Raw genomic sequence first — 23,616 nt, 5'->3', positions numbered from 1 at the left:
TTAAGCCAGTTTCATTCCCGGCGGAGAGATAAATAATTCATTTCATCATGTGACAATAGTCACTTTAAGTTGATTAGCGTAGTAATATTCCCCTTACTGATGACTACGCACTGACAGAACTCATGACTCCAACACCCACTGATGGCTTACCTCTTCCACAACGATACGGCGCGATCCTGGCGATTGCGCTGGGGATCACCGTTTCTGTGCTGGACGGGGCGATCGCAAACGTCGCGCTCCCGACAATTTCCAATGATTTCCATGCCAGTCCGGCGACGTCAATCTGGGTGGTGAATGCCTACCAGCTGGCGATTACCATTTCGCTGCTTTCTCTGGCATCGCTTGGCGATATTTTCGGCTACCGCCGCATTTATCAGACCGGGCTGTTGGTGTTTAGTATCACCTCACTTTTTTGCGCCCTCTCAGATTCTCTGCTGACACTGACGGTCGCCCGCGTTTTACAAGGTTTTGGCGCCGCCGCGATCATGAGTGTGAACACCGCGCTTATCCGGATTATTTATCCTCAGCGATTCTTAGGGCGCGGCGTGGGCATCAATGCGCTGATTGTGGCCGTGTCTGCTGCTGCCGGACCGACCATCGCTGCGGGCATCCTTTCTGTCGCGTCCTGGCAATGGCTGTTTGCCATCAACGTGCCGATCGGTATTGTTGCTCTGATTCTGGGCCTGAAGTTTCTTCCGGCGAACTCGACACGCAGTCAGGGGCAGCGTTTTGATATTACCAGCAGCGTGATGAACGCTCTGACCTTTGGTTTACTGATCAGCGCCATCAGCGGGTTTGCGCAAGGAATGAATCATATGCTGATCCTCGGCGAAGTCATTGCCCTTCTGGTCATTGGCTGGTTCTTTGTTCGCCGTCAGCTGACGAGACCCTTCCCGCTGCTGCCGGTTGATTTGCTGCGTATTCCGATTTTCAGTATGTCGCTCGGGACATCCCTGTGCTCTTTCAGCGCACAGATGCTGGCATTTGTTTCCCTGCCCTTCTTCCTGCAAAACACATTGGGTTTGAATTCAGTTGAAACCGGCCTTCTGCTGACGCCGTGGCCGCTGGCAACGATGGTGATGGCGCCGATTGCAGGCCGTCTGGTGGAGCGTTTCCATCCGGGAATGCTGGGCGGAATTGGTCTGGTGGTCTTTTCATTCGGATTGTTTTCACTTTCATTACTGCCACCCGAGCCTTCGCATCTGAACATTATCTGGCGCATGTTACTCTGCGGAGCCGGTTTCGGGTTATTTCAGTCACCCAATAACCACACAATTATCAGCTCAGCACCGCGCAATCGCAGTGGCGGAGCCAGTGGCCTGTTGGGTACAGCGCGCCTTCTGGGACAAACTACCGGCGCGGCAATGGTCGCACTGATGTTTAACCTGTTCCCTCAGCACGGTACGCACGCTTCTTTGATCCTCGCCGGAACTCTCGCAGGCACTGGCGCTCTGGTCAGTCTGCTGCGAATGACGCAAAAAACCAGCACTCAGCGTGAAGCAGAAAACGCTAAGCTGTAAAATTCAGGCATGAAAAAGCCCGGCTATAATGGCCGGGCTTCTATTAATCAATCATCGCCAGAGGCTGATTATTGGCTTCTTATTTGCGTCTTATTTAATGTATGCACCGCTGCGCAATGCTTCAATACGCTTATCCAGCGGCGGGTGAGACATAAACAACTCACTGAATGATTTCGATTTACCGTTAATACAGAACGCCATCATGCTTCCCGCTTCCTGCGGTTCATGGCTGGTTTTCAGACGCTGCAATGCAGCAATCATTTTCTCACGACCTACCAGTTTTGCAGAACCCGCATCGGCATGGAATTCACGGTGACGCGAGAACCACATGGTGATAATGCTGGCCAGAATACCGAACACCAGTTCCAGCACAGTTGCCACGGCGAAATAAATCAACGGGTTACCGTTACTGCTCTCTTCGCCATCACGGTTGCCGGAAAGGAAACCAGAAGCCACCTGCGCGATAATACGTGAAATGAAGATAACGAAGGTGTTCACCACACCCTGGATCAGGGTCATGGTCACCATATCGCCATTCGCAATGTGGCTGATTTCGTGGGCGATAACCGCTTCGGCTTCATCCTGACTCATGCTTTGCAGCAGTCCGGTGCTGACAGCTACCAGAGAGGCATCGCGGCGCGCGCCTGTCGCGAACGCATTAATATCTGGCGCGTGATAAATCGCGACCTGAGGCATACCAATACCCGCCTGCTGAGACTGACGACGAACGGTTTCCATCAACCAGCGTTCAGTTTCATTGCGAGGTTGCTCGATAACTTCACCACCCACCGAGCGTAACGCCATCCATTTAGACATCAGCAACGAGACAATTGCACCACCGAAGCCAAACAGCCCGGCCATGATCATCAATCCCGGCACGCTGCTGTGCTGAATGCCAGTCAGGCTAAGCACCAGCCCGAATACCAGCATAACGGCCAGGTTAGTCAGCAGGAACAACGCTATACGCATCATAAAATTTTACTTCCTCATTGTTACTTCATTGTTATTGGCAGAGTTTAACCACCGGCACATAGCACACCCGGCTGTACTGATCCTATGGGCTTCTTACTAAGATTCAAGAGCCCGTGCGTTCTGAAGGTCTAAAATCACAATACTTTACATTTTGAAGCGTTTTATTTCACAGACAAGCCTGAAATTTAGAAGATTTTTCATAATTCACGCATAAAAAAAGCGCACCGGAGTGCGCTTCTTATTTGTCCAACTGCGTGCTTATTTCGCAGCAGTCTGGTCGGCCTGAGCCTTTTCCAGTTTGCCGAGATCAACAGCAATATGGTCAGCTTCATCGAGATAAGGATCCGGAGCAACGTAGTCTTTCGGCAAATCGTCGAGAGATTTAAGCGGCTTCTTACCTTCACGCTTGAAGCGTTCATTCAGACGGCTAAGACGCAGGGCATCGTCCTCTTTATCTTCTTTATCACGCTGCGCGTAATTCAGAGAGGCGATGTTACGTTTGTCTTTCAGCGCTTTGTAATGGGCAATGTCTTGCTGGATGTACTGGAACTCTGGATCTTTCGCAATACGGGCTTCATGGTCTTTCAGCAATTCAGGCAGGAACGGTTTCATGTCGCCTAATTTGGTGTAAGTTGCCGCGTTAATGCTATCCCACGGAAGTGCGTTATCTTCGAACTTCTCGCCGGTTTCAATCGATTCAATACCGGTTGGCATCAGAATGTCCGGGGTCACCCCTTTACGCTGAGTACTGCCACCGTTGATACGATAAAACTTCTGGATAGTGTATTGCACGGAACCGAGTGCAGGCCATTCCGGGCGCAGCATTTGGTCATAAATACGGTTCAGCGAGCGGTATTGCTGAACGGTACCTTTACCGAAGGTTGGCTCACCGACAATCAGCGCACGACCGTAATCCTGCATTGCGGCTGCAAAGATTTCGGAAGCAGAAGCACTGAAGCGATCAACCAGAACCACCAGCGGGCCTTTATAGTAAACGACGCCATCGGTATCGCTGTCCTGACGGATGCGGCCGTTGTTATCGCGAACCTGAACCACCGGGCCACTCGGAATAAACAGACCAGACAACGAAACCGCTTCAGTCAGTGCACCACCGCCGTTAGTACGGAGATCGATAACCAGACTGTTGACGTTCTGCTTCGCCATTTTCTGCAACTGAACTTTTACGTCATCCGTCAGGCCAACGTAGAAACCAGGAATGTCCATCACAGCGACTTTTTGAGCGCCAACATTCTTAATGGTCATTTTAACTGCGCGGTCTTCCAGACGGATTTTCTCGCGAGTCAGCGTGATCACGTGGTTTTTAGCATTCTTGCCGGCCGGCAAGATTTGCAGACGGACTTTGCTGCCTTTCGGCCCTTTGATGAGCGCGACGACGTCATCAAGACGCCAGCCAATCACATCGACAATTGGCGTTTGTTTTCCTGCCTGAACCTGGCCTACACCGACAATACGGTCACCGACTGCAATAGCTTTGCTTTTGGCCGCCGGGCCGCCAGCTACCATCGAATTGATGACTGTGTAATCGTCGTCGCCCTGCAATACCGCACCAATACCTTCCAGAGACAGGCTCATTTCGGTATTAAACTGCTCGGTGCTGCGGGGCGAGAGATAGTTGGTGTGCGGATCGATTTCATGCGCGAAGGCATTCATCACCAGCTGGAAAACATCTTCGCTGTTACTTTGTGTCAGGCGTTTCATCGCAAAATGATAACGCTTGGAGAGCACGTCACGGATTTCCTGATCGTTTTTGCCAGTCAGTTTGAGGTTCAGCTCGTCATATTTGACTTTCGCATCCCACAATTTGTCCAGCTCAGCGCGGTCTTTCGGCCACGGTGCTTTAGTGCGATCAAGTTCAATCGTGTCGTTGCCCGTGAAATCCATCGGGCGCTCAAGCACTTTCAACGCATAGTCATAGCGTTCAAAGCGGCGTTTTTGAGCCAGATTGAAAAGAGCATATGGCGTGGTTAACTGACCGGTTTTCAGTTCCTCACCCAAGGTTGCACGTTTATCAGTAAACTGTGCGACATCGGAAGCCATTAATACGTTATGGCCATAATCGAGCATGTTGAGGTAACGGTCGAAGATTTTCGCTGAGAAATCTGCATTAAGGTCGAACTGACGATAATGTGAACGGGTAAAGCGAGCAGTAACACGCTCGCTCACCGTTGCATCCTGAGGATCCTGAGTTAAATTAGGGAGTTGAGCGAGAGTCACCGGTGTACTCTCGTTCGCTGCAAAGCTGGTGTTCACCAGCCCTGCTCCTGCCATTAACAGACCCGCAATAACGCTTAATCTGACAAATTTGTTCATGCCTGAGTTGGCCTCCGTATCAGAACTGCAAGTGTTCTGCGCGCACGATCATCGCCAGACCCGAAGAGAGTTGAACGCGTACACCGTCTTTGGCAATTTCCAAAACGGTTGCATCCATTGCACTCTGTCCTGCTCTGACTTTGATTTCCTGGCCAATTTGCAGTTTTGAAATGTCTGTTACTGGCACCTGACGCGGTTCACGTTTTTCCTCACGCGGTGGGCGAGGTGTACGTGGTTTGCGATTTTCCTGACCAGCTACAGCAGCGGGCGCATTTTCACGACGCGGCGCGGGTTTTTTACCGGCCGGACGTGGACGGCGTGGCTCAGTGGTTTCACCGGCTTCACGACGTTTAGCCTGTTGTTCTGCACGTTGTGCCTGAACGCGGGCTTTTGCTTCTTCCAACTGTTTACGGGCATGTTCAACGTGCTGCTCTTCGAGAACGCCACATGAATTACCATCAAGGTCAACGCGTTCCGCGCCAACTTTGACGCCGTACAGATAGCGCCAGCTTGAGGTATACAGACGCAGAGCAGAGCGTAACTGAGTTTTGCTCAGATTCTCTTCACCTTGCACGCGCTCGACCAAATCCGCAAAGATACCGATCTTTAATGGGCGTGCTTCGCCTTCGGCGGTAAAACAGAGCGGGAACCGCTCAGCCAAAAAGGCGATGACTTCTTTACTACTGTTCAACTTAGGTTGATTTTCCATGAAATTTCCTGATTACAACGGGTTTGCCAACCGGCGCAGGCATGAACAGGCGTCATTATAATGACGCCGTTATTAAATGCCACGTTATCCGACGATCAACTTACGATCAGATTGACATATTTTTCAGCATCGCAGTTTTCGAGATGCTGGCAAAGCCCGCTGACTAACTCTGTCAGCCCCTGTTCATCGGCTTCGTCGAAGCGTTGATAAACGGTGCTATCAATGTCTAATACGCCGATCACTTTGCCATTTACTGTTACTGGCAGAACGATTTCGGCATTACTTGCTGCGTCACAGGCGATATGGCCCGGGAAGGCATGAACATCACCCACACGTTGCACAGTATTTTCCGCCACTGCCGTACCGCAAACACCTTTTCCTACCGGAATACGCACGCAGGCAATTTTACCCTGGAATGGTCCCAGCACCAGCGTTGTGCCATCCATCAGATAAAAACCTACCCAGTTAACGCCTTCAAGACGTTCAAAAAGTAAGGCACTCGCATTCGACAGAGTCGCAATAAAATTGTTTTCTCCGGCGATCAACGCGCTCAAATCACGTTTTAATTCCGTGTAGAATGCTTCTTTATTCATGTAGTAACCAATAATAACCTAAGGGCACTGAGCCATTCTGTTGTGCTTAACCCCTATAAAATAAGCATTAAATGCCCATATGAACAAGGTTAATCCTGTGTGACATCAAAAAGACTCACCTACAATAACTGTTTGCCGACCGCATAATACGTTATTTTGTCAAAAAAACCTGGCTGATCTTGGCCTGATGGCCTCGCCTGACCCCTTCGCGGGATGCGTAATTGTAACAACAGGTATTCTTTACTATTTCAGGCACTATGAAAATACACACAATTTCAGCCCAGATACCACAGATTCGCTATCAGCGATGCAGCGAGTGTGACACGCTTTTCACACTTCCGTCGCTGCAACGCACGCAGACAGCTCATTGTCCGCGTTGTAACGCGAAAGTTGAAAAAGGCAGGGTTTGTTCCCTGCCGCGACTGATCACGATGGCTATCAGCATATTATTGCTGATGCCTTTCGCGTATACCGAACCGCTGATCAGCATTCGTCTGCTGGGGACACGCATTGACGCCAGTTTGCTTGAAGGTATCTGGCAGATGTCGCAACAGGGTGATCCCGTGACCGCCAGCATGGTGGCCTTTTGTACCATCGGTGCGCCGCTGACACTCGCCGTCTCCATTCTTTATCTGCATTTTGGCAGCAAGCTTGGGATGAATCTGAAACCAGTGCTGCTGATGCTCGATCGCCTCAAAGACTGGGTGATGCTGGATATTTATCTGGTAGGAATGGCCGTTGCCAGCATCAAAGTTAAAGAATATGCCGACATCAACGTCGGTATTGCGCTTGCTGCCTATCTGATGATGACGCTGATGGTCACGCTGACCATGATAAATCTCAACATCGAGCAGTTATGGGAAGAGTTTTACCCGCAGCGTCAGCCAAAAGGATTGCCCTCTTCATTGCGGTTGTGTCTGGCCTGCAAATTTACCGGTATTCCGGATGAGCGCGGACGCTGCCCGCGCTGCCATGTTCCGATGCGTCTGCGCTATAAGCACAGTTTGCAGAAAACCTGGGCTGCTCTGATTGCCGCCATTGTCTTTTTAATCCCGGCCAATTTACTGCCCATTTCCATCATCTATGCCAACGGGCAACAGCTGAAGGACACTATATTTTCCGGTGTTGTGTCGCTCGCCACATCGGGGAACGTACCGATCGCCGCCATTGTATTTATCGCCAGCGTGCTGGTGCCATTTACAAAAGTGATCGTGATGCTGACGCTGCTTCTCAGCATTCATTTCAAAGCGATTCAGGGACTGAAAACACGTATCCGCCTTTTCCGTCTTGTGCACTGGATAGGACGCTGGTCGATGCTGGATTTGTTTGTTATTTCATTAATGATGTCGCTGGTTAACCGAGACCAGCTTTTGTCTTTTACGATGGGACCGGCCGCCTTTTACTTTGGCGCTGCCGTAATTCTGACCGTTCTTGCCGTTGAATGGCTTGATAGCCGCTTGATTTGGGATGCACATGCAACAGGAAACGCCGAATACACCGACTGAAGCACGTATTAAACACAGACGCCGGATTTCGCCGTTCTGGCTTCTGCCGTTTATTGCTTTACTGATCGCCGGATGGTTGATTTACAGCAACTATCAGGAACGTGGAAACACTGTGACTATCGATTTCCAGTCAGCGGCAGGTATTGTCGCTGGCCGTACGCCGGTGCGTTATCAGGGCGTGGAAGTTGGCACGGTGGAATCGATCAGCCTGACGAAAGACCTGCGCACTATTCAGGTGAAAGTCAGTATTAAAAGTGACTTGTCTGATGCCCTGCGTGAAGGCACACAGTTCTGGCTGGTCACTCCGAAAGCGTCACTTGCGGGCGTTTCAGGACTTGATGCGCTGGTGGGCGGTAACTACATCGGCATGATGCCAGGGCCTGGAAAAGAGAAAGACCACTTTGTGGCGCTCGATACACAGCCTAAATTCCGTCTCAATACCGGCGAACTGATGGTCCATCTGCATGCCAAAGATCTGGGTTCACTGAACACCGGTTCGCTGGTGTATTACCGTAAAATTCCGGTCGGTAAGGTTTATGATTACGATATTGAAAGTGGCAATGAAGGCGTGACGATCGACGTACTGGTCGACAAACGCTTTGCAAATCTGGTCAAAGAAAATACCCGTTTCTGGAACGTTTCAGGCTTTAAGGCAGATTTGAGTCTGAGCGGAGCGAAAGTTCAGATGGAAAGTCTGGCAGCACTGGTGAATGGCGCGATCGCTATGGATTCCCCGAATGACGGGAAACAGGCAAAAGCCGATCAGTCATACGTGCTCTATCCGGATCTGGCGCAAAGCCAGCGTGGTGTGGAAATCAATCTGGATTTACCCGATGGTAACGGGCTATCCGAAGACCAGACACCACTGATGTATCAGGGCTTACAGGTCGGTACGCTGACCAAAATCACATTACAGCCGGATAATAAAGTCACCGGTAAACTGACGGTTGATCCTTCAGTGCTCGACATGATGCGTACCGGCACGCGCATTGAAATGAACAGTCCGAAAATCAGCCTCAATAATGCCAATCTCAGCCAGTTGCTGACCGGTAATACGCTGGAACTGATCCCCGGCGATGGTGAGCCGCAAAAGCATTTTGTGGTGCTCGACAGTAATCAGCGATTGTTGCAGAACCCTGACATACTCAAAGTTCAGCTGATTGCACCGCAGAGTTACGGTATTGATGCGGGACAGCCCATTAAACTTTACGGCCTCAACGTCGGTACGATTATTGACCGGACGCTAACAGATGAAGGCATTGTGTTTAATGTTGCTATCAAGCCGGAATATAAAAACTTGCTGCATAAAGACAGCAAGTTTGTGGTCAACAGCCGGGTTGATGTGAAACTGGGTGTCGATGGTATGGAAGTCCTTGGTGCCAGCGCTCAGGAATGGGTCGATGGTGGTGTGCGTATTATTCCAGGCACCAAAGGCGCACCTGCACAAAAATATCCGCTTTACAGTAATGCCGAAAAAGCTGCCGAAGGCATTCAGGGTGAGCAACCGGGCGCCACGCTGACACTGACCGCTAAAAGCCTGCCTGATGTTCAGACAGGTTCAGTCGTGCTTTACCGGAAATTCCAGGTAGGCCAGATAGTCAATGTCCGTCCTAAAGCCAATGAATTTGAAGTTGATGTTTATATTCAGCCGCAATATCGCAACCTGCTGACAGAGAAGACCATTTTCTGGGCAGAAGGTGGCGCTAAAGTACAGCTCAACGGCAGCGGGCTGACCGTTCAGGCCTCACCGCTGGATCGCGCGCTTAAAGGCGCTATCAGCTTCGATAATCTTGATGGCGTCACCGCCAGCAAAGGGGCGAAGCGTGTTCTGTATGATTCAGAAACTTCGGCACGCGCAGTTGGCAGCCAGATAACGCTGAATACATATGATGCCAGTAAGCTTTCCGCCGGCATGCCTATTCGTTATCTGGGCATCACCATCGGTCAGGTGGAGTCGCTGAAACTGGATCCGCAACTGAATCAGGTTTCCGCCAAAGCCGTGTTGTATCCGGAATACGTTGAAAACTTTGCCCGTCGCGGCACCCGGTTCTCAATCGTTTCACCGGAAATTTCCGCCGGTGGCGTCAGCAATCTCGATACGCTTCTCCAGCCCTACATTAATGTAGAAGCAGGCAAAGGCGCGCCAGCGCGCAACTTTGATTTGCAGGACTCCACCATCACCGACTCGCGCTATACGGATGGCCTGGGTATCGTGGTCGATGCAGCCGAAGTCGGTTCATTGCAAATCGGCACGCCGGTGCTGTTCCGCGGAATTGAAGTCGGTACCGTATCGGGCTTCTATCTGGGCGCCATGGCGGATCGGGTGAATGTGACGCTTCGTATCAGTAAAAAATATCAATATCTGGTGCGGGAAAACTCCGTGTTCTGGCTGGCCTCTGGTTACGACCTGCAATTCGGTCTGACCGGTGGCGTGTTCAAAAGCGGCACATTCCAGCAATTTATTCGCGGAGGTATCGCCTTTGCAACGCCGCCAACCACGCCACTGGCGCCGAAAGCCGCCAACGGTAATCATTTCCTGCTCAATCCTGAAGCACCAAAAGACTGGCAGAAATGGGGAACGGCAATCCCGAGAAATTAACCGGCATTATGCTGATCAGGGCCACCTTCGGGTGGCCTTTTCTTTATCAGGCAACGCGCGCAGCCCTCTCATCACGGGTAAATATGGTAAACTCCGCGGCAGAAAATCTTCTTCAGCTCTGGAACCGCACCTTTGTCAAAGCTCACTACCGCCAGCACTTTTACTGATAAATTACCCGCCGCTTTTCTGGAAGCCACGCGCGCAGTCATGCCCGCTGAACTGAGCATGGACGATTTTATTGCGGCCTGCCAGCGCCCTCTCCGCCCCAGTCTGCGGGTGAATACCCTGAAAATAAGCGTGACGGATTTCCTTGAACTTGCCGGCAATTATCAGTGGGATTTGGAGCCTGTGCCCTGGTGTGCGGAAGGTTTCTGGATAAACCGCAACGTCCTGGACGATACACGTCTGGGCAATGCCTTATCGCATCTGGCCGGCCTTTTCTATATTCAGGAAGCCAGTTCCATGTTGCCGGTCACGGCGTTATTTGCCAACGATACCCAACCGGTTCTGGTGATGGATGTGGCTGCTGCACCCGGCTCTAAAACCACGCAAATCGCGGCGCTGATGGAAAATCAGGGTGGCATTCTTGCCAATGAATATTCCGCCAGCCGCGTCAAAGTGCTGCACGCAAATATCAGCCGCTGTGGCGTCAGTAATACGGCGCTGACTCACTTTGACGGACGCGTATTTGGTGCTGCTCTGCCTGAAACGTTTGACGCTATCCTGCTTGATGCGCCCTGCTCCGGCGAAGGCGTTATCCGCAAAGACCCTGACGCCATGAGCAACTGGTCTGAAAACAGCGTGACTGAAATTGCCTCGACTCAGCGTGAACTGATCGACAGCGCGTTTCATGCGCTTAAACCTGGCGGTGTTTTGGTCTACTCCACCTGCACCCTTAACGCACAGGAAAACCAGCAGGTCTGTCAGTGGTTACTCGATACCTACAGGGATGCGGTTGAAGTGGAGTCGCTGGCTGAGTTATTCACAGACGCCGGTAAAGCCGTCACACCGGAAGGCTATTTGCACGTATTTCCGCAGGTTTATGACAGCGAAGGTTTCTTTGTCGCGCGCTTTCGTAAAACCGATTCTGTTCCGCGTCTGCCAGTCCCGGGATATAAAGTGGGGCGTTTCCCGTTCTCGCCACTTTCCCGTCAGGACAGCGCCGAAATTATCAAGGCTGCGGGTCTTTCAGGGCTTTCCTGGCCTGAGAAACAATACACAATATGGCAGCGTGATAAAGAAATCTGGCTGTTCCCTGCCGTGCTGGAACCTGTTTTTAGCAAAGTCCGTTTTTCCCGTATCGGCGTGCGGCTGGCGGAGCGTTTTCCGAAAGGATTTCGCTGGCAGCATGAAGCCGTGGTGGCTTTCAGTGTCAAAGATGCCAAAAACCGCTTTGAGATAAATGATGAACTGGCGCAAAGCTGGTTCCGTGGCGTCGATATCTATCCGGACGACACGCCACCCGCTGATGAATGTCTGGTGACCTGGCTTGGCCAGCCATTGGGATTGGCAAAACGCATCGGTAGTCGTATTAAAAACAGTCTGCCGCGTGAACTGGTGAGAGACGGTGCGATACGTCCGCAGACATTGCCGAACGATTAATCAGACTTAACTTTCCCGCAATCTTCTGTGCCAGAGGAGCATTCCGACGGCGCAGAATATTCTGCTTAACCTTCATTCATACCGACAAAAACACCTGATAACGGCATTTCTGTGAATACTGTGCAACTGAACTTTTAGGTGAAATCACGGTGCCAAAGTGTATATAACAATTAGTAGCAGAGCATTTTATGCTTCATATATCGGATAGCGACTTATATTATCAAGAAAGGTTTATTGAATTATAAGTAGGAATAATCCTATCGTGGCATGTATTATTGCCATCAAGATAACATTGTCAGTGATATATCATTTTCAGATATAAATCTTAATGCCTGATGTTGAGTAAAGACCTGCCAGTCGGAGAAGTATCATGTCGGATGAAATGAAACTCGAATCAGCAGATGGGCTGCTTTTACAGCAAATGGCCAGCCTGCGAGACATTATCGATAACAATTCTGACTGGATCTGGGAAGTCGATGCGCAGGGGCGTTATGTTTTCTCCTCCAACAAATGCATCGAGTTCCTGGGCGTTCCGCCTGAAAAAGTATTAGGGAAAACCCCTTTCGATTTTATGCCTCCGGATGAAGCCCGCCGCGTTGGCGAGCAATTTGCTGCCATCGTTGAGCGTCGCGCCCCTTTCGGTGGATTACTGAACCGTAATATCCGCCCGGACGGCACTGAAGTCATTCTCGAAACCAGCGGTGTTCCGCTTTTTGATGATGACGGGAATTTCCGTGGCTATCGCGGGATTGATCGCAATCTGACCAGCCTCGATCAGGCGCCGGGTCAGCGTCTCTTCCAGCTCGAAACAATCTATTCCAATGCGCCGGTTGGCCTGTGTTTCATTGATTTGCAGATGCGATACGTCACGGTCAATGACGCAATGGCCACTATTATCGGCCTGCAACCCTACGAAGCGATCGGCCGAAAAGTCGGCGTTTTCCTGCCAGGGCTTTCCCCTCTGCTGAATAACGCGCTGGAACTGGCCCAGCGTAACGAAACAACACCCGATCGTGAGTTTTCCGTTCCCGGAAAAAATCAGGTTTTCTTCGTGCGTATTAAAGCGGCTTATGATGGTCAGAATCAGCTGAATGGCCTTTCCGTCGCGATGACTGACATTACCAGCCTCAAACGAATGGAAAGAGCCCTGCGCGAAAGCCAGGAGCATTACCGCAACATGGTTGAGCTCAACCCGCAAATCCCGTGGACAGCCGATCCGCGCGGGATGCTCAATGATGTCAGTTCACGCTTTCAACGGATAACCGGCATGACCCGGCAGGATATTCTGGCCGACAAGTGGATCCAGAGTATGCATGTGGAAGACCGCCGCGCCGCCGTTCAGACCTGGGAACAATGCCTGAAAACAGGCGCGCCGCTGGATATTGAAGTCCGCTTTTGTCACGTAGATCGTGGCTGGAACTGGATGCGTATCCGCGCAGCAGCCAGCTATGCCACCGATGGCTCGATTCAACGCTGGTACGGTACCGCCGAAGACGTTCATGAACGCAAATTGCTGGAACTGAAGCTGGTCAAAGCCAACCGTCGGTTGGAAATCCAGGCACGCACAGATTCACTAACCAAACTGCCTAACCGCCGCGAGTTCAAAAAAGTGCTAAGCCATGAATACATGCGCGCCAAACGGAACCGCACGCCGCTGACCGTGGTGATGATCGACATAGACTACTTCAAACACTTTAACGACCATTATGGTCATCTTTCCGGCGATGCCTGCCTGCGTTTAGTCGCACGCACCTTGCGCAAATCACTCAAACGCAGCACTGACGTCGTGACACGTTTTGGCGGTGAAGAGTTCGCTGCCATTCTGCCGGATACTGACCTGAAAGGCGCATGGATTGTCGCACAACACATTATGGAATCGATTGAATCGCTGGGCATCAAGCATAGCTTCAGCGAATTTAACCGCGTCACCATCAGTCAGGGGATTGCGACTTATATGCCGGACCAGGATCCAGGCATTGAAGATCAGTCGGATATCGTCAGTGCCGCAGATGAGGCCTTGTATCTGTCCAAAAATAATGGCCGCAACCAGATTAACGCGATGCCTGTGTCAGTAAGATTTAATCAGCTTTAATCCTTTTCCGAGCCGCTGCGTTTAGCATAAGGCGGCTCCCGGCATTTTAACACCGCCACACCCGGTTCAAAATCCTGCCTCTTCTCGTCATCCATAAAAAAGAATATCCGCAAAAATTCGGGTGGCGCTTTTTGTGCTGTCGACTATTCTCAAATAAGGCAGACCAACTGGTCATACCTGATGTTGTTGAAATGGCTTACTTCACTCTGGCGAGGAGTATCAGATGGGAAAATCGATTATCCGGATTGGCAGTTACGAAATTGACGATGCACATCTTTCAACGCCTGAAGCAAAAGGCGGCGATAAGGTGCATATTCCGTGCAAATCAGACCCTGATTTGTGCATGCAGCTTGATGCCTGGGATGACCACACCAGCGTTCCGGCAGTCCTCGATGGCCGTCATTCTGTGTTGTATAAAGAAACGTACGACGAACAGAAAGATGAGTGGATCATGCGACTGGAGTAACACAGCGTGGCGAACGGAACTGAGTTCGCCACGCCGCTTGCGGTCGGACGGCGTGAGTCACTGTTGAGTTTTTTTGACCAGAGAAATACCCCGCCCGGCAAAAAAGCGCGCGAAAGTTTCCACAGGTAACGTGACATCCTGTTGGGTAGAAACATCGTGACCGGAAGGATTATGGAAGGTCACAGTCTGAGCATCCGCTCGCGTTACCAGCACCAGATGACCGCCTTTGTGCGGGGGTGTGGAGTCCGGGATACGAACCGAAGGATGCACCGAAGCCATAAAAAACCGGTGTTCCTGCAGTTGACTGGCAATTTCTTGTGCCGAGATATCTACCTTTACCTGAGCTTCAAGCCCCAACTCCTGCCGGACATATTCAACAAAAGGCGCGTATATCAGCCCCTTAATGTTGTCACCCTCGCGAATATATGCCCCGTAGGACAAGCTGCGGTAGGTCAGTTTCAAAACAGGCACTACTTTGCCTGAAACAGCGGCAAGCACCATTTTCAGGCAACACATCCCGCAAACATGGTTTGCCCACTCAATAAATTCCTGCTGATCTGATGCGCCGGACTGAGGCCACAAACTGATATCACTGAGTTTGATATCTCCGGCAATAATCCCGGCCGCACAGTCAGGATCTTCCCACTGGTTAAAATAAGGGACTGCGGAAGAAGCAGAAAACGATGGCTGATTAACGGACATGACGTATTCCTGGTCGAACACTGAAAACATCAGGTTGATCATTTCACTGACGAATGAAAAGGCCTGATTTCTGCATCAGGCCTCTGGAAGGGTTTAGAACTTTTCAACCATCCGGAACTTCATGAGTAACAGAGGCATAGTCGGTTCAAACATTTCATATTCCTCAAAGAAACGCTGGTGCTCTTTGCGCCAGTATGCCAGCGTCCGGTCACCTTCTCCTTCTTCCCAGGCATGTTGTTCTGTTACCTGATCAAAAGGCACTTGTTTCACTTCGGTCAGTTGCACGGCACACACCGGATTATTGCGGCCATCAACTACCAAAAAGATTTCGCCCGGCTCAGGTTCAGGATCATCATCAAGATTTGAACAGGTGGCGGTTTTTGTGCCAGCAATAACGCGCTTAGCCAGTTCGTCAGCTGACGATTCAGTATCACCAAACGACCAGCGCTCTGCGTCCCTGTATTTGAGTGGGATCTGCGGAATCATAATTTATCCTTTCAATTGAGATAGTTCACTGCCATTACAGTTAAACATTAGCACAAAAAAACCCGCCGCAGCGGGTTTTGCAAGCCGGAAAAGTGTCTTAAGGTTTGCAGTTTTCCGGCATTGTCGCCGGCCACTGACGCGCGCTACCGGCGCCGTATAAGACGCTAATACCACATTCCTTATCAACACGCGCCAGAGGTTTACCCGTTTTGTCGATCATCATCGACATGGCCTGTGTGGAAACGACCGCCACTCCGCTGTCAAACGGCGACGCGGCGCTAAACACCGGCACCACCGCGAAGTTGCCCTGCGCATCGACATAACCATAATTACCGTCAGTTTTGGCGAATGCCAGCCCGTCGACAGGCAAACCTAAATCAGCATAAGAGACGCCATCAGTCTGTTTACCCTGCCCGTTAATCCAGGTTTTTGTCCCATCAGCACGCGTCAGTACGGCATGATCATCGACCATCTGACTGGCGTGGCCCTGAACCGTGAGAACCAGTTTACCGGTATTATCGACATAACGTGTCGCAGGCTCGTTGTCCTGCGGATCATAGGACACAGACCAGCCGCTCTCTGGCGGCATGCTCCACTGCCCTTCCGGCATGGCTGCCACGCGCACACCTTTGTCATCAATTAGCTCATAGCCTGCTGGCGTTGAGCGCAAGGCCCGCCCTCGTACAAAAGCAGAACTCCGGCTTTCACCCACAGGTTGAATTTGCCATTCGCCTTGCGCAGACAGATATCCTTGCTGAGGCTGGCGCGATAATTTGACCCAGTCGCCGAGCGCACTGATACGTGTCTGCTGCTCATGAAGCTGAATATTACCTTTAGCATCCAGAAGCCAGGACTGACCGGCCGCAGAAGTAGCCAGAATACGCCCGTCACTAAACTGATTTACGGTGAGTCCGGCGACAGGTGCAATTCTTGGTTGCGCGTCATTGCCTGTGATTTCTGCCAGAACAGACGATTCAGATTGTCCGTCGGTTGCAGGTTGCGTCAGTAACCAGAGGGCGGAGTTAATGCGGCGGGCCTCAGCATACTTCGGCGTTACAACCACTTTACCCTGACTGTCGAGTATCCCCCACAGCCCCTCCGGTGATTTGAATGCGGCCAGCCCCTCTGAGTAATCGCCTACATCCTGATACGCCGGTTGCAGGACAGTCTTCTGACTGATGACGTCGTAGATGCCCCACAACGCCCCCTCGGCTGCCGTTTCACGATAGCGGAACCAGCCATTGCCGAGGGATTCAATCTCAAACACGTTCGGCAAATCATAATGCTTACCGGCGTGATCAAGTGCGGTCAGTTTTCCATTCAGATAGTCCAGAGCGTAACCCTGCACAAAAGGAGAAATATTATCTTCAGTCAGCGGGATAATAACCTTGCCCTGCACATCCACCACGCCAGTGCCATCGGCTGTTCTCACGATGAACTGACCGATGTTATTGCTGATGTCAGCAGGTTCAATATCCTGCCATTTAGTCTCAAGCTGAAGGGAGCCATCCGGGCGCAGGAAACCCGCGCCATTTTTGCTGCCAGCATTACCAGGGCGCACCAGCGCAAGTGCCTGTGGCGCTGAAGCTGAAGGGGCATCAATACTGGCAGTCAGAGGTTCGATACGGCTGCCTTCCAGAGTGCTGATACTCTTCTGATTCAGCAATGCCTTGCCTGTGGCATCAACCACATTCACCACATCACCTTGATCATTGCGCAACCACAAACGGTGCTCGATAACTTCAGCACTGGAAATTTGCGCCAGCCAGCCAACATTCTGAGTCCCGCCAATGACTCCGCCAGAAGGAGCAACAATGGCATTCACTTTTTTCTGCTCACCTTTGGTGGTTATCAGGAACTCACCGGTATTGTGCTCCCAGGGCTCACTGCCTGCAGGCAGCGTAATGGCTTGTTTTCGCCCCGGCACATATAAAGTCAGAGAGTCTTTGCTGGCAGGATTTAAAACATAATCCCCTGAAACCCGAAGTGCTGCCGCTCCGGCTTCATTGAAAGTGGCAATCACAGCGGCGGAATTATTCAGCAATTTGACGCCATCGGCCGTTTTCGCCAGCCAGAAGGCGCCAGTTTCCTCGCTGACAGTAAGATATTTCTGCTCGTCCTGACTTCCGTCAGTGCGGATTAAAGTCATTCCATCCGCTTTTTTCGCCAGTGCGACAGAAGGATTACGGGGATCCAAGGTGATGGACGTGTACTGTGGCTGAACACGCCAGGTCAGATTCCCATCCACAATGCCATAGCCTTTTGTGGCATCGACCGCAATGAACAGATCATCGGAACCAAACGGCTCAACCACTTCCATTTTGTCCGTCGCCACATGGCGTACACCGTCTGGTGAAAGTAGTACGCTGTTAAATGTCAGGCTGAGGCGGGCAGGAACGCCATTACTCAGGACAGCATCATCAACCAAATCATCAAGTGCTTTACCGACCTGAATACCTTTACGATCAATAATCTGGGATTTTCCGCCCACCTTCACAACGGCCAGACCGGCTTCTGTAAAGGGTTGTACGCTGTCAAAGGAAGGCTGAATCATCCAGTTGCCGGTCAGATCGATATAGCCCCATTTTCCCTGCTGCATGGCGGCAGCGGCACCGAAGTGGTAATCCCCGACCTGCTCAAAAACAGGTTTGATAACGAGCTGCCCCTGATTATCCAGAAACCCCCAGCGCTCATCCGTTGCGTCAGCTGCGGATAAAAGTACGGCAGCACGCCCTTCACGCACATCGCGGATACACAAATTTTGCACTAAAGGCAGCGCAGCGCGTAGCTGGATATCGGCTCTGGAAGCGGGCAATGGCGCCGAACATCCCGGTGCTGATTCAGCCATTACAGGTTCAGCCGCAACAGCCGAGGCAGTCAGCGTCAAAAAGGCCAATGTGCTACCGGTGTTCAATGCGCAGCGGAGTGCGTGACGTAGCCTTAAAGGTTTGCTGACAATCATTAATTACCCCCGGAACCGCAAGTGGGTGCTTTAGCAGGCCAAAGATAAGCACCTTTCGCATCCACGATGACGCGCTGATTACAACGCACCTGAATTTTTGCCTGTACATTCCCGTCGGCATTCAGCAAATTCACCACACCCTTGCCACCAGCCCACGCACGCTTCTCACTAAAATCGGTTGCCCAGTCAAATTTAGGCAAAACAGCGAAACGGCCCGTGGTATTGATATAACCCAGCAGGTTTCCGTACGTTGATTTTTTCACGGCAGTCGCAAAATTATTACTCATCGCACCCACCTGATCGAAGTAAGCACCAATCAGCTTCTTGCCTTGCTGATCGACAAAACCATAAAGGCCTTTCTGATCACGCATAGGAATAACACCTGAACTGGCTTTGTCGGCCTGCAGACTGTCAAGCCCGGCGAAGCGCTGGATTTCATTGCCGTCGTTGTCATACAGAACGGTTTCACCTTTCTCGTCATCATTCATGACAAGACGCATCATCGAATTAAGCGGTTGCGCCTGTTCGAAGCCCTCTGCCGAAGCGCCGTGGTCACTTATCAGCATAGTTCGCCCGTCGCTGACAGCACGGCTTAGATTCAGAGGTGCGATGAAATTAAATTCAGCCGTGTAAAGCGGCTGAATTTGCCAGTGGCCCTGGCTGTCAATCGCGCCGTAATGTGGCGCGAAACTCAATTTAATCCAGTCACCTTCTACAGAACTCGATGAAGCATTAATGGCTTTACTGACAGGGGAACGCCCGGCGTTATCCAGTAAGGCCACGCCCCCTTCGGAAGGTTGAACCAGCCAATGGTTCTGACCGACAGCTTGCGGTCTGGCGAGTAAATCCGTCGCTAACGCCAGCCCGCTTTGGGCACTATAAAGACTGTAATGGCTGGCGATTGCACCACGTTCTCCAGGCTGATCATTATCAGAAAGAGTAAACACATCCTGACCAATATATTGGAATTTACCGCTTCGCTCCGCATCCGGGGCTATCGCCCAGGAGCCATTAGCGCTGAGAACGCCCCATCCTTCATCCGTTTTAGCCAGGGCATAACCTTCATTGAAGGCATCGATTTCAGTGAACTGTGGTGCCGCCTTAATACTTTTGCTCGCGATATCCCACAAGCCCCAGCGCTGCGCTTCTTTTTCACCCTCGGTGTAATAAATCAATCCTGAGGATAAACGCTGAGCATTTTTCTGAATGTCTGCCGGTACCTCGATTGCATTACCGTTTCGGTCAATCAGATGTTTAACATCAGCATTATTGGCATTCTCTACGGCCCAGGTGTAGTCACCCTCGAACGGAGTGATCTGGGTATACACCGGCTGAATAACCCACTTACCTGAAGCATCGACAGCACCCGTTTTTTTAGTTTGAGTGTGGATGATGAGCGGCGCCTGAGAACCGGAGATTTCTACTGAAGCCCATTGGGGATCAGACAAAACATTACCTTGCGAGGTAAGAATGGCAGGCGGTTTGCTGGCATCCGCGGGGGTCAGAACCGCCCATGGGAGACTGTGTGCCGCATCGCCGTTTGTTTCTGGCAGTGCAGTGACATCATCTGTGATCGCCACTGTGCCCAATGGCCGTAGTTGGTAGTCTTTGAGAGCAGTAAGGGTGGCATCATTGAGAAGCGCCACACCATTGTTGTCATAAATCTGTGCGACTTGTGGCGCCTTGCCTTCAGTTTGCATAACCCAGAGATGATTTCCCTGCTGCAGCACTTGCGGCTTATTCACTTTCAGCGAAACAATCTGATTATCCGCACCGATGATAACAATGCCTTTGCTACCCGTACCCAATGTTGCCTTTCCCCAGACCAGAATGTTTTCAGACTGATCAGCAGGAATATCCTGCACTTTCTCCAGCTTGCTGCTGAGTAACTGTTTATTGTTATCATTCCCCGTCACCAGCCAGCTGCCGGAAGCAAGCGGTCGAACAGATTTGTATTGCTCTTTATTTAACGCAACACCCTGACGATCCACAAATGACCAAAGATTCTTGGTTTTTACCGCAACTACGTCACCATTAAGTTGTGGTTCATCCCGCGTTTTAAGCACCATCGGGTTTATCGCCCAGTCACCGTTCTCATCGAGATAGCCCCAATAACCTTCTTCTGAAGAATCACGTTTTTTGGCGGGGATTAACCCTGACTGTGGCAAATCGAGCGCCATAACATCATCAGGTAAAGAAAGAGAGCGATCGGTGGAGGCATTCCACAACGCAGGTGACACCTGAGTTTGTACACTTGCCAGGGCCTGGCCGCCGGCAAAACCACGGCTGTCGAGTGCAACGGCAAATGGCAGCGTTTTAATCACTGCGCCTTTTTTGTCTATGAGCGCCAGACGATTATCTGTCACCACTAACGCAGTCCCTTGGGCGTTAAAATCTGTAGCACGCGTAAAGCGCGGCTCGATAACCCAGTGGCCTTTTTTATCGATATATCCGAACTGGTCGCCTTTTTTCACCGCAGCCAGGTCGTTAACAAAACCCCGCGCTTCGCTGAAGTCAGGTTTGATGACCATGTGCCCGGTGGTATCCACGTAGCCCCACTGTGGTTCACGCGAAAGGCCGACCTGAACAGGCGAAAGCCCCTGCTGGAAAGGCAACTGACAGTCTTTGGCGGTTTTTGCATTGCCACATGCCCGTAACTGCGCGTCGTCCGCATGTGCCGGCATAGTAAAAAAAGCATTCAGAACCAGGGTTAACGCACTGAAATTTCTGATGTATTTAAATTTTTCGGAGCAATTCATCCGATGCCCTTATAACTGGATAAAATAGGAAAGTGTTGCGCGCGCTTTTTCTTCATCACCCGCAAAATGGGCCTGTGAGACGGTAATAAATCCGATAATAATCAATTTCAAACGCGCGCACATGTTATACGCCTATAGGGTGTCAGCTTGTGAAAGAAAAAGCAGCTAATTTATTACTCTGTAACGAATGAATACACTTCATCACTGCACCGAAAGGTACCCTACAGATGTTACCATCCGATTTGATTCAGCACATTCCGTTAACCTCATAATTACATTTTTACTTCTTTCTTAAAAATAGGATCATTTTTGGTTACAGGCATAAAAATGGCGAATTATTAATCTCTGAAAGATTCTTATAACTTTTGATTAAAGTCATTATTTCCCCAGCTTTTGTCTGGTTTTATAGATAAATGAGCGTTGTGTGACCAATATCACTCCCGGTCTGGGTGACGTAAAACCTGGCAGTGTTCGGTTACAGCGTATTTCAGGTGTTTTATCTAATTGGGGAAAAGTCATGCCTATTGTTCGAGCCAGACTGAGTCTGTTTGGTGGCGACACTGTCGTCATACGTTGTTCAGAAAAATGTCACATACACCTGATGTGTGAAAGTGAAGTTGAGCGAAAAGGACGTCACTCTGGTTTCGGCGATATTTTGACAGTTAGTGATCAGAATACGGCTTATGTAGGGATCCCCTACAAAGGTGTCTGGAGTGTCCTCATCGATTCCAAATGCGACTCTCTGGAGCATTCAATCAGCTACCTGCCAGCCTGATCACCTTCTTATAAAAAAGCCTTCATTTCTTTTAATATTTTGCTCAGGCGAATGGAAAACCATTTGCCTGATCTTAAGACCTCGCAATCCGACGTTTTGCAGCTGATGAAGTTACAGACATCAGGGAATACCGTCCACGGTCAAAGTTGATTCTTGCGTAACGTCGCGTAATAAACTTTAGCTCGTTACATCAGTTACATAGCGTTATTGAATTGAACATTCCACATATCTGAAAACCTCTTTCCAGGCCTGATTAATTGATTGCAAGCGGTGATTCCACATTGCATTCTGTCTGATGTAACGACGTGGCGCCGGTCAGTTCACCGGATTTTTTTCAGGCAAAAACAGATATCTAAAAATGAATAATAAATCACTTTGCACCATCGCTGACGTAGCCGACCTTATTCCTGAGCTGCGTAAAGTTCGCCAACACTTGCACCAACACCCGGAGCTCTCCAATGAAGAGTCAGCAACGGCTGCGCTCGTGGCTGAAAGGTTAGCATCTCTCGGCTATCAGGTGGCAACGGGCATTGGCGGCTTCGGCGTCGTCGGCACAATGACACTTGGCAACGGTTCACGCAGTATCGGTATTCGTGCCGATATGGACGCCTTGCCGATAACTGAACAAACAGGTGTGAGTTACTCCAGTCAGAATCCAGGCAAAATGCATGCGTGCGGACATGACGGACACACAACGATGCTGCTTGGTGCAGCCGAACAGCTGGCGCGCAGCAAAAACTTCTCTGGAACCGTACATCTTATTTTCCAGCCTGCAGAAGAAATTGGTTTCAACAGCGGCGCTGAACGCATGCTGGCTGAACAACTTTTTGAGCGATTCCCTTGTGATGCCGTTTACGGCTTACATAATCACCCGGGCTATCCGGTCGGGAAAATGATGTTCCGATCAGGGCCGTTTATGGCTGCCTGCGACACCGTCAATATCACTATCCATGGAAAAGGCGGTCATGCCGCCCGCCCTCACATGACCGTCGACCCCATTCTGGTTGCCGGCAGTCTGGTTGTTGCCTTGCAGTCGGTCATTGCGCGCAACATCGACCCTAATGAAACGGCAGTGGTCACTATCGGTTCATTGCACTCAGGCCATGCGGCGAATGTCATCCCGGAAACAGCGCGTCTGGAAATGAGTGTCCGCTCGTTCGATCCGCAAGTACGTAAAACCCTCGAACAGCGCATTTGTCAGCTGGTGGATAATCATGCAGCCGGATACGGCGCAAGAGCAGAAATTCAATATGTGCCCGGCTATCCGGTGCTGGTGAATCATGACAAGGAAACAGCGTTTGCAACCGAAGTGGCAAAAGAACTGCTGGGTGAAGACAACGTCATTGATAATCTGCCACCCATTTCAGGCAGTGAAGATTTTGCATATTTCCTGCAGCAAAAACCGGGATGCTTCCTTCGTTTGGGTAACGGGGACAGCGCCGTTTTGCACAATCCGGCTTATGACTTTAATGATGAGAGTCTGAGCTTCGGCGCAGCCTACTGGACTCGACTGGTTGAGCGTTATCTGGCAGATTAACGACCT

At 50.7% G+C, this 23,616-nt stretch carries 16 protein-coding genes; 8 read left to right on the top strand and 8 right to left on the bottom strand.

Annotation, left to right across the window (positions count from 1 at the left end; translation table 11 throughout):
• The first annotated feature begins 122 nt into the window (after window positions 1-122).
• A complete protein-coding gene (locus EC840_RS01300; RefSeq protein ID WP_132963809.1) occupies window positions 123-1,520 on the top strand; it encodes an MFS transporter in 1,398 nt (465 codons plus the stop codon).
• 90 nt (window positions 1,521-1,610) lie between these two features.
• Here EC840_RS01300 and htpX read toward each other — a convergent pair whose 3' ends face one another.
• The 4 genes from htpX to EC840_RS01280 form a co-directional block, all read right to left on the bottom strand.
• Window positions 1,611-2,492 (bottom strand): protease HtpX, encoded by an 882-nt coding sequence (gene htpX, locus EC840_RS01295; protein ID WP_112287988.1) that lies wholly within the window; start codon window positions 2,490-2,492, stop codon window positions 1,611-1,613.
• A gap of 258 nt (window positions 2,493-2,750) precedes the next feature.
• Complete coding sequence (gene prc / locus EC840_RS01290; RefSeq protein ID WP_112287989.1) at window positions 2,751-4,823, bottom strand: carboxy terminal-processing peptidase; 2,073 nt, start codon at window positions 4,821-4,823, stop codon at window positions 2,751-2,753.
• Window positions 4,824-4,842: 19 nt separating this feature from the next.
• On the bottom strand, window positions 4,843-5,532 hold the full coding sequence (gene proQ, locus EC840_RS01285; protein ID WP_112287990.1) for an RNA chaperone ProQ: 690 nt from the start codon (window positions 5,530-5,532) through the stop codon (window positions 4,843-4,845).
• A gap of 95 nt (window positions 5,533-5,627) precedes the next feature.
• Window positions 5,628-6,125 carry a GAF domain-containing protein gene (locus EC840_RS01280; RefSeq protein WP_112287991.1) on the bottom strand — a complete coding sequence of 166 codons (498 nt, stop codon included), beginning with the start codon at window positions 6,123-6,125 and terminating at the stop codon, window positions 5,628-5,630.
• 257 nt (window positions 6,126-6,382) lie between these two features.
• Between EC840_RS01280 and yebS the strand changes: the two genes are divergently transcribed.
• The 5 genes from yebS to EC840_RS01255 all read left to right on the top strand — a co-directional run bounded on the left by yebS (window position 6,383) and on the right by EC840_RS01255 (window position 14,389).
• Window positions 6,383-7,630, top strand: coding sequence for a membrane integrity lipid transport subunit YebS (gene yebS, locus EC840_RS01275; RefSeq protein WP_112287992.1), 1,248 nt, complete (start codon window positions 6,383-6,385; stop codon window positions 7,628-7,630).
• The gene (locus EC840_RS01270; RefSeq protein WP_112287993.1) at window positions 7,599-10,229 is read left to right on the top strand and encodes a PqiB family protein; all 2,631 of its coding nucleotides are present in this window, start codon (window positions 7,599-7,601) and stop codon (window positions 10,227-10,229) included. Before yebS ends, EC840_RS01270 begins: the two co-directional genes overlap by 32 nt.
• Before the next feature lie 207 nt (window positions 10,230-10,436).
• A complete protein-coding gene (gene rsmF / locus EC840_RS01265; protein WP_165929006.1) occupies window positions 10,437-11,831 on the top strand; it encodes a 16S rRNA (cytosine(1407)-C(5))-methyltransferase RsmF in 1,395 nt (464 codons plus the stop codon).
• A gap of 370 nt (window positions 11,832-12,201) precedes the next feature.
• Window positions 12,202-13,923 carry a diguanylate cyclase gene (locus EC840_RS01260; RefSeq protein WP_129638530.1) on the top strand — a complete coding sequence of 574 codons (1,722 nt, stop codon included), beginning with the start codon at window positions 12,202-12,204 and terminating at the stop codon, window positions 13,921-13,923.
• A gap of 223 nt (window positions 13,924-14,146) precedes the next feature.
• Window positions 14,147-14,389, top strand: coding sequence for a DUF1480 family protein (locus EC840_RS01255; protein WP_132963808.1), 243 nt, complete (start codon window positions 14,147-14,149; stop codon window positions 14,387-14,389).
• Window positions 14,390-14,446: 57 nt separating this feature from the next.
• Here EC840_RS01255 and EC840_RS01250 read toward each other — a convergent pair whose 3' ends face one another.
• The 4 genes from EC840_RS01250 to EC840_RS01235 all read right to left on the bottom strand — a co-directional run bounded on the left by EC840_RS01250 (window position 14,447) and on the right by EC840_RS01235 (window position 21,223).
• The gene (locus tag EC840_RS01250) at window positions 14,447-15,091 is read right to left on the bottom strand and encodes a C39 family peptidase (protein ID WP_165928999.1); all 645 of its coding nucleotides are present in this window, start codon (window positions 15,089-15,091) and stop codon (window positions 14,447-14,449) included.
• A 93-nt stretch (window positions 15,092-15,184) separates the two neighbouring features.
• Window positions 15,185-15,574 (bottom strand): ASCH domain-containing protein, encoded by a 390-nt coding sequence (locus EC840_RS01245; protein ID WP_207914734.1) that lies wholly within the window; start codon window positions 15,572-15,574, stop codon window positions 15,185-15,187.
• Between the two features lie 100 nt (window positions 15,575-15,674).
• Window positions 15,675-18,425 carry a WG repeat-containing protein gene (locus tag EC840_RS01240; protein WP_243700998.1) on the bottom strand — a complete coding sequence of 917 codons (2,751 nt, stop codon included), beginning with the start codon at window positions 18,423-18,425 and terminating at the stop codon, window positions 15,675-15,677.
• 113 nt (window positions 18,426-18,538) lie between these two features.
• Window positions 18,539-21,223, bottom strand: coding sequence for a WG repeat-containing protein (locus tag EC840_RS01235; protein ID WP_243700997.1), 2,685 nt, complete (start codon window positions 21,221-21,223; stop codon window positions 18,539-18,541).
• A 592-nt stretch (window positions 21,224-21,815) separates the two neighbouring features.
• On the opposite strand from EC840_RS01235, the gene EC840_RS01230 reads away from it, so the two are divergent.
• Together EC840_RS01230 and EC840_RS01225 are read left to right on the top strand one after the other, a co-directional pair.
• Window positions 21,816-22,073, top strand: coding sequence for a DUF1883 domain-containing protein (locus EC840_RS01230; protein ID WP_132964094.1), 258 nt, complete (start codon window positions 21,816-21,818; stop codon window positions 22,071-22,073).
• A gap of 358 nt (window positions 22,074-22,431) precedes the next feature.
• Entirely contained in the window at window positions 22,432-23,610 is a 1,179-nt protein-coding gene (locus EC840_RS01225) for a M20 aminoacylase family protein (protein ID WP_129638526.1), read from the top strand.
• Window positions 23,611-23,616: the final 6 nt, after the last annotated feature.

Source organism: Rahnella sp. JUb53 (genome assembly GCF_004346065.1).
In the GTDB taxonomy this organism is placed as follows: domain Bacteria; phylum Pseudomonadota; class Gammaproteobacteria; order Enterobacterales; family Enterobacteriaceae; genus Rahnella; species Rahnella variigena.
Note: the sequence above shows the minus strand (reverse complement) of the source record. Positions and strands in the feature narration are given on the sequence as shown.

Bases quoted from the DNA above. Each gene is read 5' to 3' on its own strand.
- EC840_RS01255 (WP_132963808.1), top strand. From the start codon at position 14,147: ATGGGAAAATCGATTATCCGGATTGGCAGTTACGAAATTGACGATGCA.
- rsmF (WP_165929006.1), top strand. From the start codon at position 10,437: ATGCCCGCTGAACTGAGCATGGACGATTTTATTGCGGCCTGCCAGCGC.
- EC840_RS01235 (WP_243700997.1), bottom strand. From the start codon at position 21,223: ATGCCGGCACATGCGGACGACGCGCAGTTACGGGCATGTGGCAATGCA.
- yebS (WP_112287992.1), top strand. From the start codon at position 6,383: ATGAAAATACACACAATTTCAGCCCAGATACCACAGATTCGCTATCAG.
- EC840_RS01240 (WP_243700998.1), bottom strand. From the start codon at position 18,425: ATGGCTGAATCAGCACCGGGATGTTCGGCGCCATTGCCCGCTTCCAGA.
- EC840_RS01270 (WP_112287993.1), top strand. From the start codon at position 7,599: ATGCAACAGGAAACGCCGAATACACCGACTGAAGCACGTATTAAACAC.
- proQ (WP_112287990.1), bottom strand. From the start codon at position 5,532: ATGGAAAATCAACCTAAGTTGAACAGTAGTAAAGAAGTCATCGCCTTT.
- EC840_RS01230 (WP_132964094.1), top strand. From the start codon at position 21,816: ATGCCTATTGTTCGAGCCAGACTGAGTCTGTTTGGTGGCGACACTGTC.
- htpX (WP_112287988.1), bottom strand. From the start codon at position 2,492: ATGATGCGTATAGCGTTGTTCCTGCTGACTAACCTGGCCGTTATGCTG.
- EC840_RS01260 (WP_129638530.1), top strand. From the start codon at position 12,202: ATGTCGGATGAAATGAAACTCGAATCAGCAGATGGGCTGCTTTTACAG.
- EC840_RS01300 (WP_132963809.1), top strand. From the start codon at position 123: ATGACTCCAACACCCACTGATGGCTTACCTCTTCCACAACGATACGGC.
- EC840_RS01250 (WP_165928999.1), bottom strand. From the start codon at position 15,091: ATGTCCGTTAATCAGCCATCGTTTTCTGCTTCTTCCGCAGTCCCTTAT.
- EC840_RS01225 (WP_129638526.1), top strand. From the start codon at position 22,432: ATGAATAATAAATCACTTTGCACCATCGCTGACGTAGCCGACCTTATT.
- EC840_RS01280 (WP_112287991.1), bottom strand. From the start codon at position 6,125: ATGAATAAAGAAGCATTCTACACGGAATTAAAACGTGATTTGAGCGCG.
- prc (WP_112287989.1), bottom strand. From the start codon at position 4,823: ATGAACAAATTTGTCAGATTAAGCGTTATTGCGGGTCTGTTAATGGCA.